A 15,529-nucleotide genomic window follows, 5' to 3' on the forward strand; every position below is an offset into this window, starting at 1 on the left:
CTTATGCAAGACTCTTTATTAAACCGTAATATGCTGGCAAGAGTCCTGGGGATCTCCGGCCTTCCTATATTACTGCTGAGCGGATTTGCAACCGAAACTTTTGCCGGTGGGACTTTAATCAATCATGCCATTAAACCTAGATCTATGTCTGTTGCAGAGGTAGAGATCAGAGGCAAGGTAACTGGTGAAGATGGAGCGGCGCTTCCTGGTGCAAGTATCCTGATCAAATCCACCACCCGCGGAACGATAACAGATACGGATGGAAATTTCAAGCTCAACATCGCCGATGATGCCAATACAATTCTGGTCGTATCCCTTGTTGGGTATGTTTCGCAGGAAGTCGTGGTTGGTACTCAAAAAGTCGTGAACGTTTTGCTAAAAGGGGATAGTAAGGTACTTGATGAGGTGGTGGTAGTAGGGTACGGAACACAGCGGAAAAGAGATGTAACCGGCTCCGTTGTTTCAGTCAGTGAAAGTACACTAAAAGAGGTGCCTGCGCCAAACCTGATCAGCCAATTAAAAGGTCGTGCGGCAGGTGTTTCTATTATTAGTAACGGAAGTACGCCCGGTTCTCAGGGACAGATCAGAATCAGGGGAAACCGGACGCTTACTACGAGTTCAGGTACTGCCGATAATCAGGATGGTCCGCTTGTAGTGGTCGATGGGATACCATTTGGTGGTTTGAATGACATAAATCCTGACGATATCCTCAGCCTGGAAGTATTAAAAGATGCTTCTGCAACAGCGATTTATGGTTCCCGTGGGTCGGGAGGGGTAATTTTGGTAACAACCAAAAGAGGTAAGGTTGGTAAACCGGTATTCAGCTATGACGGATATCACGGAGAAACGCGGGTAATGGGTAAATTCAACGTGATGAATGGCCCGGAATATGCTCAGTTCAAACTTGATGCGGCGAAATACAACCGCACAAGCCCTGGAACATCCGGTTATGTGTTAACCCAAAAAGAGCAGGAAGCACTTGATAAAGGAATATCAACCGACTGGCAGGATCTGATTTACAAACCAGGTTTTATGTCTAACCACCAGTTAGGTGTGCAGGGTGGTAGTGAGACAACGCAGTATTCCTTAGGTCTTGGTTATTTCAACGAAACCGGGATCATTCCAAACCAAAATTTTCAGCGGTTCAACATTCGTGCGACCATCGATCAGCGGATTGGAAAACATGTAAAGATTGGGCTTAATACGCTAAACACACTGACTTACCAGAACACACCTGGTGGAGGCGGCATACCAGGCGGACTTGTGCGGTTGACACCGCTGGCATCGCCTTATAATGCGGATGGTACAGTAAATACATTTCCTTCGGAAGGTTCTATTGATGCAGCTGGTGTAAGTCCACTTACGATTTTGACAAAAAAAGATTCCTATCTGGGACGTACACGCTCACTGAGGACATTCAACAGTATTTATGCCGAGGTAAATATTTTACCAGGACTGAAATACCGTTTCAACGCGGGATTGAATTTTAGCCAGTCGAATTTCAATAACTACAATGGTCCCCTGACCTATTTTAATTCGGCCACCACACAGGCATCATCCAATGCCGAGATCAGTAACACAGAATATTGGGATGTGAACCTGCAACATTTGCTTTACTTCGATAAAACATTTGCAGGCAAGCATAAATTTGGTTTCACAGCGCTTTATGAGTATACTAAAAACCACTCGCTGGGTAGCCGCTTCACCGTAACAGGTGTGCCGGCAGATTATATCAAAACGTCCAACTTTTCGCTTGCATCGGGACAGCCTGTTGCCAGTTCGGATTATGGAAATTCATTTTCTGAAACCGGATTGCTATCCTATATGGGTAGACTTAATTACAGCTACGCCGACAAGTATTTGTTGACCATGACGTTACGCCGCGATGGATCTTCTACGCTATCTCCTGGTAATCAGTATTTTAATTATCCGGCTATTGGTTTGGGATGGAATGTGATTGAAGAAACTTTTATGAAATCAGCCACTTTTGTCTCTAATCTTAAATTACGCGGCGGATGGGGTATATCTGGAAACAGGAATGTTGGTGCATATTCTACACTTGGCGCATTATCAGCTGGGTATTACAATTTTGGCACAGGTACTGCCGGACAGCAGCTGGCTTATACAGTGACCAGTCTTCCCGCCAATGACCTGACCTGGCAATCGACTGCGCAGCTGGATATTGGTATTGACTTTGGTATACTGAACAACCGCATTACTGGTTCGGTGGATTGGTATCATCAAAAAACGAAGAATATTTTGCTGTCAGTTCCGTTGCCCGCAAGTAATGGTGCAGGCTCTACGTTGAAAAACCTTGGTAAAACAGAAGGCAAAGGGGTGGAAGTAACCACAACCTTTGAGATCATCAGAAAACCAAAAGGATTTAACTGGAGCGTGGATGCAACTTATTTCTTCAACCGTGAGAAAATCACGCAGTTGACAACACCACAAGAACAATCCAATATTGGTGCTGGTTGGTTTGTAGGTCAGCCGCTTTCCGTTATTTATGATTATAAAAAGCTGGGTATCTGGCAGACTGCCGACAAGGAAAACGGCACTTTGGCAAAGCAAACATCTCCTGTACAATACCCTGGGCAGATCAGAGTAGAAGACTTGAATGGTGATGGAAAAATTGATGCCAACGACCGTCAGCTTTTGGGTAATTTTCAGCCCAAATGGGAGGGAGGCCTTACCACCCGTTTCAGTTTCAGAAATTTTGATGCTTCCGTTGTTACTTATGCACGGATGGGCATGAAAGTAATTGTGCCTTACCTTACCGGTAACTCGACTGGATCAGGCGGATTTGCCTTCTTTAACCAAAGTCGTGTAAATCAGGTGAAAACGGATTATTGGACAGAAACAAATCCTACCAACGCATTTCCTGCTCCTGATGCGAGCGGCGCTGTGGCAAACTTTGGTTCTACGCTCGGGTATTACGACGGTTCATTTATTAAATGCAGAAGCATAAACCTGGGTTACACTTTCCAAAGTGCTGTTTTCAAAAAGATTGGTGCAAGTTCGGCAAGGATCTACGTAAACCTGACCAATCCATTCATAATCTATTCGCCTTTGGTGAGAGATAATCTTGCTATCGATCCGGAAGGAAATAGCTATGCGAGTGGTCAGTCGACGCTAAACCCGGATGCTTCCAGCGACCGTGGGACGCCGGAACGTCAGATCTCGGTAAATCTTAATAATCCTCCGGTAAGACAATTCACTGTGGGCGTTAACCTTAAATTCTAATCCGATCATGAAATCCATAAAAATTCTGATTACTGCCGGGCTGATCGTTGCATTGAGCTCCGGTTGTGAAAAAGTGCTCGAAGAGCATCCACAATCCCAAATTGTCCCTTCTTATTTTAACAGTCCGTCAGGCGTACTCGGAGGGATAGCAGGAGTTTATAATGATATCCGCGGCCAGTGGGGCACGGAAGGATTTACCGTTGAAATGCAGGCGGGAACCGACGAATTTATTCAAGGTGTCAATGCCGGTACGGGTAATGCTTATACTTACAACGGTCTGAATAGCAGCAATTTCGGTTCTGCCTGGGGTGTTGCATTTCAGGATATAAACACCATAAATGGCGTGCTTCAATATGGTCAGACCATAGAATTACCCGAAACCACACGGAAACAATACCTGGCTCAGGCTAAATTTTTGAGAGCTTTCTGGTATTTCTACCTTGTGCAGACCTGGGGCGATGTGCCGTTGCATACGGAATTTATAACCGTGCCCTCACAGGCAGCCACACGCCAACCTGTGGCAGAGGTTTATGCGCTGATTATTAAAGATCTTACAGAAGCTGCGGCCGACTTGCCTAACCAGCCTACTGCTCCATTCCTTGGAAAAGCGGCAACAAAACCGGTGGCTCAGTTCCTTCTTGCCAAAGCATACCTGACCCGCGGATGGCTGAACAATACTGCCAGTGATTTTACGGAAGCTGCAAAACTGTGTGACGAGATTATTGCTAACAAATCGGTTTACGGCCTGGATCTATGGCAGGATTATGGCGATGCATTTGTTCCTGCAAACGACTATGGAAAAGAAACCATGTTTGTCAGCGACCACGTGCTGGATCCAAAATATGGTTATTATGCTGTCGGTGGGGCATCAGGGGGTGGTGCCGCACAAAACCTGAGTCCATGGTTTACCAACTGGAATTATCCCAACAATAGTGGCATTAACTCTATCAAAAATGCTGCCGGCGTTTTCACCAACAGCGGAACCTCGGGGATGATCCGCGATTCGTATTACGGTCGCCCTTATGTGCGGATGCGCCCGAATTCGGATAAACAGGCCACAGGGACCCGTGCCGGGAAAAACTATTTCCTTGATCAGGCGTTCACAAACCGTGATGTAGATTCTCGTTTTGCCAATTCGTTTTACACGGTTTATATTTCAAACACTGCTGTAACCAACACACCAACGACTGCCAATAATACCCGTGGAATTGGTTATACGACAGTTCCTGGTGCGGACACTGCCGTTTGGCTTCCTGATTATGAAGTGCCAGGCGCACCTCAGTTTGTTGGATCGAGGCCATTTAAAGGTATTGTAGTACCGCCAAGCCTTTGGAATAATGGTATTTATCCGGCATTGAAAAAATACATGGATCCAAGTCGTGGTGCCAATTTTAATGATCCTTCTACGCGCCCCGCTGTTTTGTACCGCTTTTCGGATGTTTACCTCACAGGCGCCGAGGCGAATTTCAAAGCCGGTGACGCAGCGAAAGCTGCAACGATGATCAATGTTTTGCGGCAGCGTGCAGCTTTCCGGAAAACCAATAACACGGCTCAGAATACAGCTGCCGCTACGGCTATGAATATTACGGCGGCTGACGTGACACTTGATTTTATCCTTGACGAACGGAGCCGCGAATTCTTCGGTGAGTGGCAGCGCTGGCATGACCTAGTCCGTACCCGCTCGCTGGTTCGCCGTGTGCAGGAGTGGAACAAGGAGGCATTGCCCTATATCAAAGATTTTCACATGTTACGGCCAATTCCACAGTCTCAAATAGATAGGGTGGTAGAAGGCCCCAAGTTTCCTCAAAACACGGGATACTAGTTTTAAATGATTATTAAAAATAATAAGCCTGGGACCCGGGACTGCCACAAAAGCAGTTCTGTGTTTCAGGATTAGTTTTGTCAGGATTTCAACAAAACGACATAAGTAGTAACAGTCCAACGCTTTGCTTTTTGTATAAAAATATAAATGATGATACGATTCAATAACAACCTTATAGCCACCTTCTCAATTATTGTTGCCACGGCCGGGCAGGCGATTTGCCAGAAAATGCCTGAAAAGATCAAACCTCTGGTAGACGGTCTGTATACTGCCGATCCCTCAGCACATGTTTTTAACGGTAAAATTTATATTTATCCCTCACACGATGTGGAAGCAGACGTGCCGCAGGATGACGAAGGCGGACATTTCCAGATGCGCGATTATCATGTTTTCTCTATGGAAAAGATCGGTGGAAAAGTGACCGATCATGGTGTGGCGCTTGATGTAAAAGATGTGCCTTGGGCGGATAAACAAATGTGGGCACCAGATGCAGCTTTTAAAAATGGCACCTATTTTCTTTATTTTCCTGCCAAAGACAAAGAAGGCGTTTTCCGTATTGGTGTGGCAACAAGTAAATCACCAGCCGGACCTTTTAAAGCCGAGCCTAAACCCATTGAAGGAAGTTACAGCATCGATCCGGCTGTTTTTACAGATACTGATGGTAAAACCTATATGTATCTTGGAGGTATCTGGGGAGGTCAGCTACAACGCTGGCACACGGGGACTTATGAAAAATCTTTAATGACTGATCTAGGAAAAGGTCATGAAAATGAACCGGCGTTGAGCGCGAAAATTGCCGTGATGAAAGACGATATGCTTTCATTTGCCGAGCCTTTGAAGGATGTGCAGATCCTTGACGAAAATGGGAAACCTTTACTAGCATCAGATGCCAGCAAGCGCTTTTTTGAAGGTGCATGGATGCATAAATTCAATGGAAAATACTATTTCTCGTATTCAACTGGTGATACGCACTTGCTGTGTTACGCAGAGGGAACTTCGCCTTACGGGCCATTTACTTACAAAGGCGTGATCATGAATCCTGTTGAAGGCTGGACGACGCATCATTCAATTGTAGATGTGAAAGGGAAATGGTATCTGTTCTATCACGATGCTGAACTTTCGGGGAAAACACATCTTCGCAGTGTAAAAGTCAGAGAGCTGCTACGAGATAGTAATGGGAATATTAAGACAATAACTCCTTGATAATAAAAATATTATTATTCATTCCTATCAAAAAACACTATGCAAATCGAAAGACGCGATTTTTTATCGACCCTGACTTTGGCAGGAGCCGCTGCCTTATTTTCAGGTAACCCTTTGCTGGCAGCTACCGCTCAAAAAAAAGAAAAACTAGGTATCGCCCTGGTGGGACTTGGATATTACAGCACAGACCTTTTAGCTCCGGCGCTTCAAATGACGGAAAAATGTTACCTGGCTGGAATTGTTACCGGAACACCGGCCAAAGCTGAAACCTGGAAGGCAAAATATAAGATCCCTGATAAAAACATCTACAACTATCAGAATTTCGATCAGATCGCCAACAACCCGGATATCGATATTGTGTACGTGGTGTTACCGCCATCCATGCACAGGGAATATGTGGTGCGCGCTGCAAAAGCAGGCAAACATGTATTTTGTGAAAAACCGATGGCGCCCTCAGTGGCGGATTGCGAAGCGATGATCAAAGCTTGCAGCAGTAGTAAGGTAAAACTGGCGATCGGTTACCGTTGTCAGCATGACCCTAATATCCAGGCCATCATGAAGCTTGCCAAAGAACCAAAATTTGGTAAGGTAAAGATGGTGACAAGTGCAGCGGGATATTTTGATGCACGCACGGATCACTGGAAACAAAATAAGGCACTCGGTGGTGGTGTGATGGGTGATATGGGTGTTTACGCTTTGCAGGGAGCACGTCTTGCAACCGGAGAAGAACCGATCAGTGTTTTTGCCCAGGCTTCTACTACGCGTCCGGAAATATACAAGGAGGTAGAAGAAACGATGATGTTTATGCTTGATTTCCCCAGCGGCGCCAAAGCATCCTGCCAGACCAGTTTTGGTATCAACATGAATCACTTGCAGGTCAATTATGAAAAAGGCTGGGCTAAGCTGGAACCGCAGTCGGGCTACAATGGAAATAAAGGAAGTATGTCCGATGGAACTTTGATTCAATTTCCAATCAAAAATCAGCAGGCCAAACAAATGGATGAAGACTGTGATGCCATACTTCGCAGCACGGATCTGATCGCGCCGGGAGAGGAAGGACTTAGAGATATACGGGTTGTAGAAGCCATCTACAAATCGGCCGCCGCAGGGAAAGTAATAAAAATATAAGCAGAAGTATCCGCGGATTATCTCCGCATATTTTAGATAAACAAATCGTCGATAAAGATTACTAAATGAAGACGAAGGATTTTTTATATACGGTGTTTTTTGCGGGCAGTATTTTTTTTAGTGAATGCGCGAGCGCTCAGACGACCACCATCGTAAACCCGATTTTAACCGGTTTTTACCCTGATCCGAGTGTGGTTCAGGTAGGGGCGGATTATTATCTGGTCAATTCAACCTTCTCCTATTTTCCAGGTATTCCTGTTTTTCATAGCAAGGACCTAAAAAACTGGAAGCAGATCGGGAATGTCATTGACCGTCCGTCGCAGATGGATTTTATGGGTGAAAAATTAACCAGGGGTTTGTTCGCCCCGGCAATCAGTTTTCACAACGGAACGTATTATGTTACTTGTACGGACATCGATCACGACGGAAATTTTATTGCCACTTCCAAAAATCCGGCTGGCCCTTGGAGTGATCCTGTTCGTGTTCCGCAAGTACGTGGCATAGATCCATCTCTGTTTTTTGATGAAGATAATAAAGCCTATATCATCTACAACAGCGATCCGCCTGAACGAAAATCACTGTATCCAGGGCACAGAACAATTCGTATTTATGAAATTGATCCTGCTACTTTAAAAGTGATTGGAGAAGAAAAACAACTGGTCAACGGTGGGGTAGATCTGAGCAAAAAACCGGTTTGGATTGAAGCGCCGCATATCATGAAAAGAAACGGCTGGTATTATTTGTATGCGGCCGAAGGTGGAACTTCCGTAAATCATACAGAGGTTGTCTTTCGCAGCAAATCGGTTTGGGGGCCTTTTATTCCTTATGAAAACAACCCGATTCTGACGCAAAGAGGATTGCCGGACGACCGTAAAGATCCGATCACTTCGGCTGGGCACGCCCAGTTTGTCGATGGCCCCGATGGAAAGACCTATGCTATTTTTCTTGCCGTAAGACCTTACGAAGGCAATTTCTACAACACAGGCCGTGAAACTTTCATCGCACCTGTGGAATGGAAAAACGACTGGCCGATCATTAACCCTGACAGCAAAGAGATTAAATACCAATACGCAGTCAATTACAAGGAGGTAAAACAAAAGGATGCACTTCCGCAGGCGGGCAACTTTGCCTATACCTTGACTTTTGAAAAAACGCTTGATCCTGCGCTCCTTTTTATGAGGACCCTTGACAGCAGTTCATTTTCACTATCAAAGAAAAGCGGCCTGACCATGAAGCTAAAACCGGAAACGATTATGGAAATGGGTAACCCGTCTTTCATCGGAAAACGTCAGCAGCATTTGTTCTGCACGACGGAAGTTGAACTCGACTTTTCTCCCAAATCTGAAAAAGAAAAAGCCGGACTGACGATTTTCCAGGATGAATCTCACTTTTATTTTTTGAGTAAATCAGTCGAAGATGGTAAGCCAATAATCCAGCTTTATAAAAGCGTTGCCGATAAAAAAAATATGGAACTGCTGGCAAAAATGCCGGTTACCGATGTTTCAAAACCGGTTAAACTCCGGATCACAGCCGAAGGTGATTCTTACAGCTTTTATTTTTCAAAAGGAACTTCATGGGAGCTTCTAAAAGACAAGGTTGACGCTAAATTTCTGAGCACGCAGGTTGCGGGAGGTTTTATTGGATGTCTTTTTGGGATGTATGTTACTTCATCCGGGGAGCCAACTACGAATACTGCTTCTTTTAAATATTTGAAATACAGCGGAAATGACCCGATGTTTCAAAAGGTATCAAAATAGTTTTAATAATCATCCAACTTGTGTTTTGTTCCAAAACACAAGTTGTTTTTGGTTTGTCTTTTTAAAGAAATAGTCGGGTAAAATGATATGAAAGATTCGATTTTTAGAAATCTATTACCAGTCTCCGCGCTGCTCTTTTGCAGTCTTGTCCAAGCTCAATCCAATTTTACCAGCAAGTCAATCGGCGTAGGTGTGGTAGTTGCTGATATGGAGCGTTCCCTTGATTTTTATGTCAATGGAATTGGCATGGTAAAAACCGGCAATTTCACAATCAATTCAGAGTTTGGTAAAAGGGGCGGCCTGACTGGCGGAGAAGCCACCGACGTTAATATTTTGAAACTGGAAAACAGCCCCGAAGCAAGTGAATGGAAGCTAATGAGCTTTGGCAAAAAGACAGCACATCCAAAACAAAAATTCATTCAGGACGATACCGGTGCACAATATATTACTATTCAAGTCAAATCATTAAAACCAATTGTTGAGAGGCTTAAAGCACAGAAAGTAGCTTTTCTGGGAAGTACGCCAACGCAGCTGAATAAAGACGCGCACTTTTTATTGGTGCAGGATCCTGACGGAACTTTTATAGAACTGATCGGGCCGATTGAATAGTTAAACGGCCTGAGCGCCATTTTACAATGAAAGAAAAATCTTTGCTTTGCCTGCTTTGGTGTGTTTTGTTTTTGAGCGATTTATCAAAAGCGCAAACGGCACGCAACGCGATCATTTTTGCAGACGTCCCTGATATGGCTATGATCCGCGTTGGAGATAGCTATTACATGAGCAGCACAACCATGCACATGAGCCCGGGCCTGCCGATCATGAAATCGAAAGATCTGGTGAATTGGCAGTTAGTCAGTTATGCCTACGACACGCTGGCGAATATGGATGCCCTCAATCTGACCAACGGAAAGAGCACCTACGGCCGGGGCTCCTGGGCGAGCAGTTTTCGTTATCACAATGGTTTATTCTACGTAACAACCTTCGCTCAGACAACCGGCAAGACATACATTTTCACGACAAAAAACATTGAAAAAGGGCCATGGGAAATGTCTTCATTCTCGCCGTCCTATCATGACCATACTTTATTTTTTGATGACGATGGAAAGGTTTATCTGATTTATGGCGCTGGAAAAATCAAAATGGTCGAGCTGGAAGCGGATGTCTCGGCGGTTAAAAAAGGTTCTGTTGAACAGATAATTATTGAAAATGCCAGTTTGCCATCAGGCACCGGTGGCGGGCTTCCGGCCGAGGGGTCTCAGCTTTTTAAAGTGAATGGTAAATATTATCTGTTCAATATCAACTGGCCCAAAGGCGGGATGCGAACGGTTGTGGTTCACCGGGCTGATAAAATCACCGGACCTTATGAGGGTCGCGTTGGCTTACAGGATTTAGGCGTAGCGCAAGGCGGGCTTATCGATACGCCGGACGGGAAATGGTATGCCTATCTTTTTCGGGATTATGGAGCAGTTGGCCGAATTCCTTATCTCGTACCTGTGACCTGGAAAGATGGATGGCCGGTACTGGGCAATGAAGGCAAAGTGCCTGAAATACTTGACTTGCCAGCCAGCAAAGGTTTGATGCCAGGCATTGTTGCATCGGATGATTTTTCCCGAAAAATGGGAGAACCGACGTTGCCGCTGGTTTGGCAATGGAACCACAACCCGGATAATCAACTTTGGTCGGTTACGGAAAGGAAAGGATTTCTAAGGTTAAAAACTGGAAAGATTGATACCTCATTTGTAAGTGCCAGAAATACATTGACGCAGCGTACCATCGGTCCGGAATCCTCAGCTTCCACTTTGGTTGACATCTCAAAAATGAAGGAAGGAGACATGGCAGGGTTGGGATTGTTGCAAAAAAAATATGGTTTTGCTGGGATAAAAAGGGGCAAGGGCAAATCGTCGATTGTTATGGTTCGCTCGTTAACGGGTAAGGCCGAGGAGATTGAAAGTTTACCATTGGCTCAAAATAAAGTCTATTTGAAAGCTGAATGTGATTTTAAAGACAAGAAGGATACGGCCAGTTTCTTTTACAGTCTCGACGGCAAGTCCTGGCTGCCCATTGGCAAACCACTGAAAATGTCTTATACCATTCCTCATTTTATGGGTTATCGTTTTGGGTTGTTCAATTATGCAACTAAAAATATTGGCGGATATGCGGATTTTGACTTTTTCCGAGTGGAGGACAAGATTGAAAAACGTAATTAATCAAAGATACAATTATGCTTAAAATTTGTCTGGTCTTTATCCTGTCCGCATGCCTCCCGCTTAGTGTTTTGGCACAAAAAAAGAAACCGATACCGGTTTTGATCGTGGATGGGTTTAGTAACCATGACTGGAAACAAACCACTGCTGTAACGAAATGGCTATTGGAAGAAAGCGGGCGGTTTCTTGTGGAAGTCAGTTCGATTCCGGCGGATAGCCTTGAAAGAAGTGTGTGGAATCCTGATTTCAGCAAGTATGCATTGATTGTACAAAACACCAACAACATTCAAAATCCCAGTCTGCGCTGGCCCGGGCAGGCTGAAAAAAAATTGGAGGAATATGTAAGAAATGGTGGCGGATTGTACATACTTCATTCGGCTAACAATGCTTTTCCCCACTGGAAAGAATACGATAAAATGATCGGGCTGGGATGGCGACGCGCCTCTGAGGGTTATGCGCTGGAAATAGTGGGCGCCAAAACAATTACCAGAATTGCTCCTGGCGAAGGGGAGGGAACGGGACATGGAGACAGGTTCAACGCCTTAATTCAGGTCCTGACGCCGCATCCGATTAACAAAGGATATCCCATTCAATGGCAAACTGCCAATACGGAGGTTTACTATTTCCCACGCGGACCAGCAGAAAATATCAGTGTACTTTCATGTGCTTTTGATAGTACAAGTACCCACAGAACCTGGCCGGTGGAATGGGTTGTCCGTTATGGCAAAGGACGGGTTTACAATTCGAGCCTCGGACATCTTTGGAAGGGTGAAAGCTATCCCCCTGCTTATCGCTGCATGGGTTATCAAACGACGGTGATCAGAGCAGCAGAGTGGCTGGCAACAGGTAAGGTCACTTTTCCCATTCCCGCTGATTTTCCGACAGCGTCAAAACAGAGTCTCCGCCCGGAAAATTCATACAAGACGCCTTAAATACAACACAACAATTAATCAAATCACAAAACCAATTACCCTTTCAATCCATGAAAAAATTTATATCGATTGTTACAAGCCTGTTGCTGGTTGCTCTGATAAGCAACGCCCAGGAAATTTTGAAAGAAATGCCGAAGGGTTATGATGTGGTGCAGTCCGGAATTCCGACCGGAAAAATTGATTCTGTCAAGTATCAATCGAAGACGGTTGGAACATCCCGTAAGGCGCTGATCTATACGCCTCCGGGTTTTAACAAAAAGAAAAAATACCCTGTTTTATACCTTTTGCATGGCATAGGCGGGGACGAAAAAGAATGGCTGAAAGGAGGCAATCCGCAGCTTATCCTGGATAATCTTTATGCAGAAAAGAAAATTGAGCCCATGATCGTGGTGATGCCAAATGGAAGGGCGATGAAGGACGATGCCGCCACCGGAAATATCATGGGGCCCGACAAAGTTGCCGCATTTGCCACTTTCGAACAGGATTTGCTAAAAGATCTGATCCCTTTTGTAGAAAGCAAATATCCGGTTTTGAAAGACCGTGAGCATCGTGCCATCGCAGGGCTTTCGATGGGCGGAGGGCAGTCGCTTAACTTTGGACTGGGAAATCTGGATCAGTTCGCCTGGGTGGGTGGTTTTTCATCGGCACCTAATACGAAAATTCCAAAAGAGCTTATGCCAAATCCCGAAGAGGCAAAAAAGAAATTGAAATTACTTTTCATTTCCTGCGGCGACAACGACAGGCTGATCACATTCAGCAAACGCACACACGATTATATGTTTGAAAATCAGGTGCCGCATGTCTATTATATCGAGCCGGGCGTGCATGATTTCAAGGTCTGGAAAAATGGTCTTTACATGTTTTCACAGTTTTTGTTTAAACCGGTTGACGATGCTTCTTTATCAAAATATACAATTTTGGGATCGCGCCCTGAAACCAACATTCGTACCGCGCAGTATCCGCAGATTTTGCCAGACAACAGGGTTATGTTTCGTGTGAAAGCACCCGAAGCACAAAAAGTACAGATTGATCTGGGCAAAAAATATGAAATGAAAAAAGATACTGGTGGCTTTTGGATAGTAACAACGGATTCGATCAGCAAAGGTTTTCACTATTATTCACTTTTGATCGATGGAGTCGCTTTGGCTGATCCCGCGAGCGAGACTTTTTATGGCATGGGGCGCATGGCCAGCGGAATAGAAATTCCATATAGAAATGGTGGTTACTACGCCAAGAAGGATGTTCCTCACGGAGAGATCCGTATCAGACAATATCAGTCAAAAACAATGGGAGCCGCGTGGCGTGAAATGTATGTGTACACGCCACCTGGTTATGATAAGTCCACAGAAAAATATCCTGTACTTTACTTGCTTCATGGTGGTGGCGAAGACCAGCGGGGATGGGCTACCCAGGGAAAAACGAATCTGATTCTGGATAACCTTATTGCAGAAGGAAAGGCAAAACCGATGGTGATCGTGATGCTGGACGGGAATATGGGAGATACGGGCGGACTTGCAGGATTTAATGAAAATTTGTTGAAGGCATTTGAAAATGAATTGAAACAGGGAGCCATTCCATTCGTTGAAAGCAGTTTCCGCGTTGAAACGGATGCAAAAAACCGGGCACTGGCAGGGCTTTCCATGGGCGGATTACAAACGTTATATGCAGGAATAAAGAATACAGAAATGTTCTCATCGCTCGGTGTTTTCAGTTCAGGGTGGTTTGCGAATAATACGGCGCTTACTGATCCACAATACGCATTCATGAAAACTAACATTGAAAAGATCAACGGTAACCTGAAAAACTTCTGGATATCAATGGGGGGAGAAGAAGATATCGCATTTAAAAATTGCAACATCATGCTTTCGAAATTCGATGAAATGGGTGTAAAATATGCGTACAGTGAATATCCCGGCGGACACAGCTGGCCGGTTTGGAGACACGATTTGTTCCAATTTTCGCAGCTGTTATTTAGGTAAAAGAGCTGTTGGCTGTTGGCAATTAGCTGTTAGACAAAATCAATAATTTATCAATATAAGTCATGGTAAAATCGCGAGGGTTAAAGTTTTGGGTTCAATGTGCGGCTGTATCGGCGACATTACTTACTTCAAATGAACTTTTGGCACAAAAAACGCTTAAAGAAGCCTATAAAGATTTCTTTCCGATTGGTGTTGCAGTCGCTCCGAGGAGTTTATCCGGGCCGGATGCAGAATTGATTATCACACAATTCAGCAGTCTGACGCCGGAAAATGCTATGAAAATGGGGCCGATCCATCCCGAACCAAACCGGTATGCATGGCAGGATCCGGATGCTATTGTAGCGTTTGCGCAAAAAAACAATATGAAAGTAAGAGGGCATACGCTGTGCTGGCACAACCAGACACCGAAGTGGTTTTTTACAGATTCAACGGGTAAACAGGTAAGCCGGGAAGTCCTTCTTGCGCGTATGAAACAGCATATAAATGATGTGGTTGGCCGTTACAAAGGAAAAATTTATGCCTGGGATGTCGTGAACGAGGCTGTGCCAGACACGAGTACGAGCATTTACCGCCGCTCGAAATTCTATGAAATCATAGGAGAGGATTATATTGAAAAGGCATTTGAATATGCTCACGCCGCTGATCCGGATGCTAAATTATTTTACAATGATTACAATACCGAAAGCACTGCGAAAAGAGAGAAAATCTATCAGCTTCTTAAAAAGTTAAAAGACAAAAAAGTACCGATAGACGGCGTTGGCTTACAGGGGCACTGGTCTATTTATGAGCCCACAGCGCAGGAAATAGAAAAATCCATTCAACAGTTTGCAAGCCTGGGTCTGGCCGTGCAGATTACCGAACTCGATGTTTCTGTGCATCCGAAAGAGCACGAGCGACGCGCAAAAAAGGCGACCGATACAGGTGAACTGACCGCTGAAATGGTAGAAAAACAAGCAGCTCAGTACAAAATGCTTTTTGATGTATTCAGAAAATATAAAGGGACTGTTACGGGTGTGACTTTCTGGAATGTGTCGGACAAATATACCTGGCTGGATAACTTTCCGGTTCCAAACCGTAAAGATTACCCGCTATTGTTTGATCAAAACTATAAACCGAAGAAAGCTTTTGAAGGGGTTGTTGATTTTCAGAAGTAATTCAGGGGTTGTTAGTTATGGTCAAGTTTGGTCAGGGGTTGTCAAGTATTGTCAGGCGTTGTCAATTGTAGTCAGGGGTTTCCAGGTCTGGGCAGGAAGTTGTCAGG

At 44.7% G+C, this 15,529-nt stretch carries 10 protein-coding genes; all 10 read left to right on the forward strand.

Annotation, left to right across the window (positions count from 1 at the left end; translation table 11 throughout):
• Nucleotides 1-3 precede the first annotated feature (3 nt).
• Nucleotides 4-3,243, forward strand: coding sequence for a TonB-dependent receptor (locus tag FZF08_RS24835; protein ID WP_159475107.1), 3,240 nt, complete (start codon nucleotides 4-6; stop codon nucleotides 3,241-3,243).
• Between the two features lie 7 nt (nucleotides 3,244-3,250).
• Nucleotides 3,251-5,065, forward strand: a complete 1,815-nt coding sequence (locus FZF08_RS24840; protein WP_159475110.1) for a RagB/SusD family nutrient uptake outer membrane protein — start codon at nucleotides 3,251-3,253, stop codon at nucleotides 5,063-5,065.
• A 150-nt stretch (nucleotides 5,066-5,215) separates the two neighbouring features.
• On the forward strand, nucleotides 5,216-6,268 hold the full coding sequence (locus FZF08_RS24845) for a glycoside hydrolase family 43 protein (RefSeq protein ID WP_159475229.1): 1,053 nt from the start codon (nucleotides 5,216-5,218) through the stop codon (nucleotides 6,266-6,268).
• A gap of 39 nt (nucleotides 6,269-6,307) precedes the next feature.
• Entirely contained in the window at nucleotides 6,308-7,396 is a 1,089-nt protein-coding gene (locus tag FZF08_RS24850) for a Gfo/Idh/MocA family protein (protein ID WP_159475113.1), read from the forward strand.
• Nucleotides 7,397-7,461: 65 nt separating this feature from the next.
• Nucleotides 7,462-9,153: a glycoside hydrolase family 43 protein gene (locus tag FZF08_RS24855; protein ID WP_159475116.1), complete on the forward strand. Its 1,692-nt coding sequence runs from the start codon at nucleotides 7,462-7,464 to the stop codon at nucleotides 9,151-9,153.
• Nucleotides 9,154-9,240: 87 nt separating this feature from the next.
• Nucleotides 9,241-9,762: a VOC family protein gene (locus FZF08_RS24860; protein WP_159475119.1), complete on the forward strand. Its 522-nt coding sequence runs from the start codon at nucleotides 9,241-9,243 to the stop codon at nucleotides 9,760-9,762.
• Nucleotides 9,763-9,788: 26 nt separating this feature from the next.
• Nucleotides 9,789-11,360, forward strand: coding sequence for a glycoside hydrolase 43 family protein (locus FZF08_RS24865; RefSeq protein WP_159475122.1), 1,572 nt, complete (start codon nucleotides 9,789-9,791; stop codon nucleotides 11,358-11,360).
• Nucleotides 11,361-11,374: 14 nt separating this feature from the next.
• Nucleotides 11,375-12,289: a ThuA domain-containing protein gene (locus tag FZF08_RS24870; protein WP_159475125.1), complete on the forward strand. Its 915-nt coding sequence runs from the start codon at nucleotides 11,375-11,377 to the stop codon at nucleotides 12,287-12,289.
• 50 nt (nucleotides 12,290-12,339) lie between these two features.
• The gene (locus tag FZF08_RS24875; protein WP_159475128.1) at nucleotides 12,340-14,268 is read left to right on the forward strand and encodes an alpha/beta hydrolase-fold protein; all 1,929 of its coding nucleotides are present in this window, start codon (nucleotides 12,340-12,342) and stop codon (nucleotides 14,266-14,268) included.
• Nucleotides 14,269-14,330: 62 nt separating this feature from the next.
• On the forward strand, nucleotides 14,331-15,422 hold the full coding sequence (locus tag FZF08_RS24880; protein ID WP_159475131.1) for an endo-1,4-beta-xylanase: 1,092 nt from the start codon (nucleotides 14,331-14,333) through the stop codon (nucleotides 15,420-15,422).
• The last annotated feature ends 107 nt before the right edge of the window (nucleotides 15,423-15,529 follow it).

It is taken from the genome of Dyadobacter sp. 3J3 (genome assembly GCF_009801115.1).
GTDB lineage: Bacteria > Bacteroidota > Bacteroidia > Cytophagales > Spirosomataceae > Dyadobacter.

Coding starts and splice junctions, on each gene's coding strand:
- FZF08_RS24880 (WP_159475131.1), top strand. CDS start 14,331: ATGGTAAAATCGCGAGGGTTAAAGTTTTGGGTTCAATGTGCGGCTGTA.
- FZF08_RS24850 (WP_159475113.1), top strand. CDS start 6,308: ATGCAAATCGAAAGACGCGATTTTTTATCGACCCTGACTTTGGCAGGA.
- FZF08_RS24855 (WP_159475116.1), top strand. CDS start 7,462: ATGAAGACGAAGGATTTTTTATATACGGTGTTTTTTGCGGGCAGTATT.
- FZF08_RS24870 (WP_159475125.1), top strand. CDS start 11,375: ATGCTTAAAATTTGTCTGGTCTTTATCCTGTCCGCATGCCTCCCGCTT.
- FZF08_RS24875 (WP_159475128.1), top strand. CDS start 12,340: ATGAAAAAATTTATATCGATTGTTACAAGCCTGTTGCTGGTTGCTCTG.
- FZF08_RS24845 (WP_159475229.1), top strand. CDS start 5,216: ATGATACGATTCAATAACAACCTTATAGCCACCTTCTCAATTATTGTT.
- FZF08_RS24860 (WP_159475119.1), top strand. CDS start 9,241: ATGAAAGATTCGATTTTTAGAAATCTATTACCAGTCTCCGCGCTGCTC.
- FZF08_RS24835 (WP_159475107.1), top strand. CDS start 4: ATGCAAGACTCTTTATTAAACCGTAATATGCTGGCAAGAGTCCTGGGG.
- FZF08_RS24840 (WP_159475110.1), top strand. CDS start 3,251: ATGAAATCCATAAAAATTCTGATTACTGCCGGGCTGATCGTTGCATTG.
- FZF08_RS24865 (WP_159475122.1), top strand. CDS start 9,789: ATGAAAGAAAAATCTTTGCTTTGCCTGCTTTGGTGTGTTTTGTTTTTG.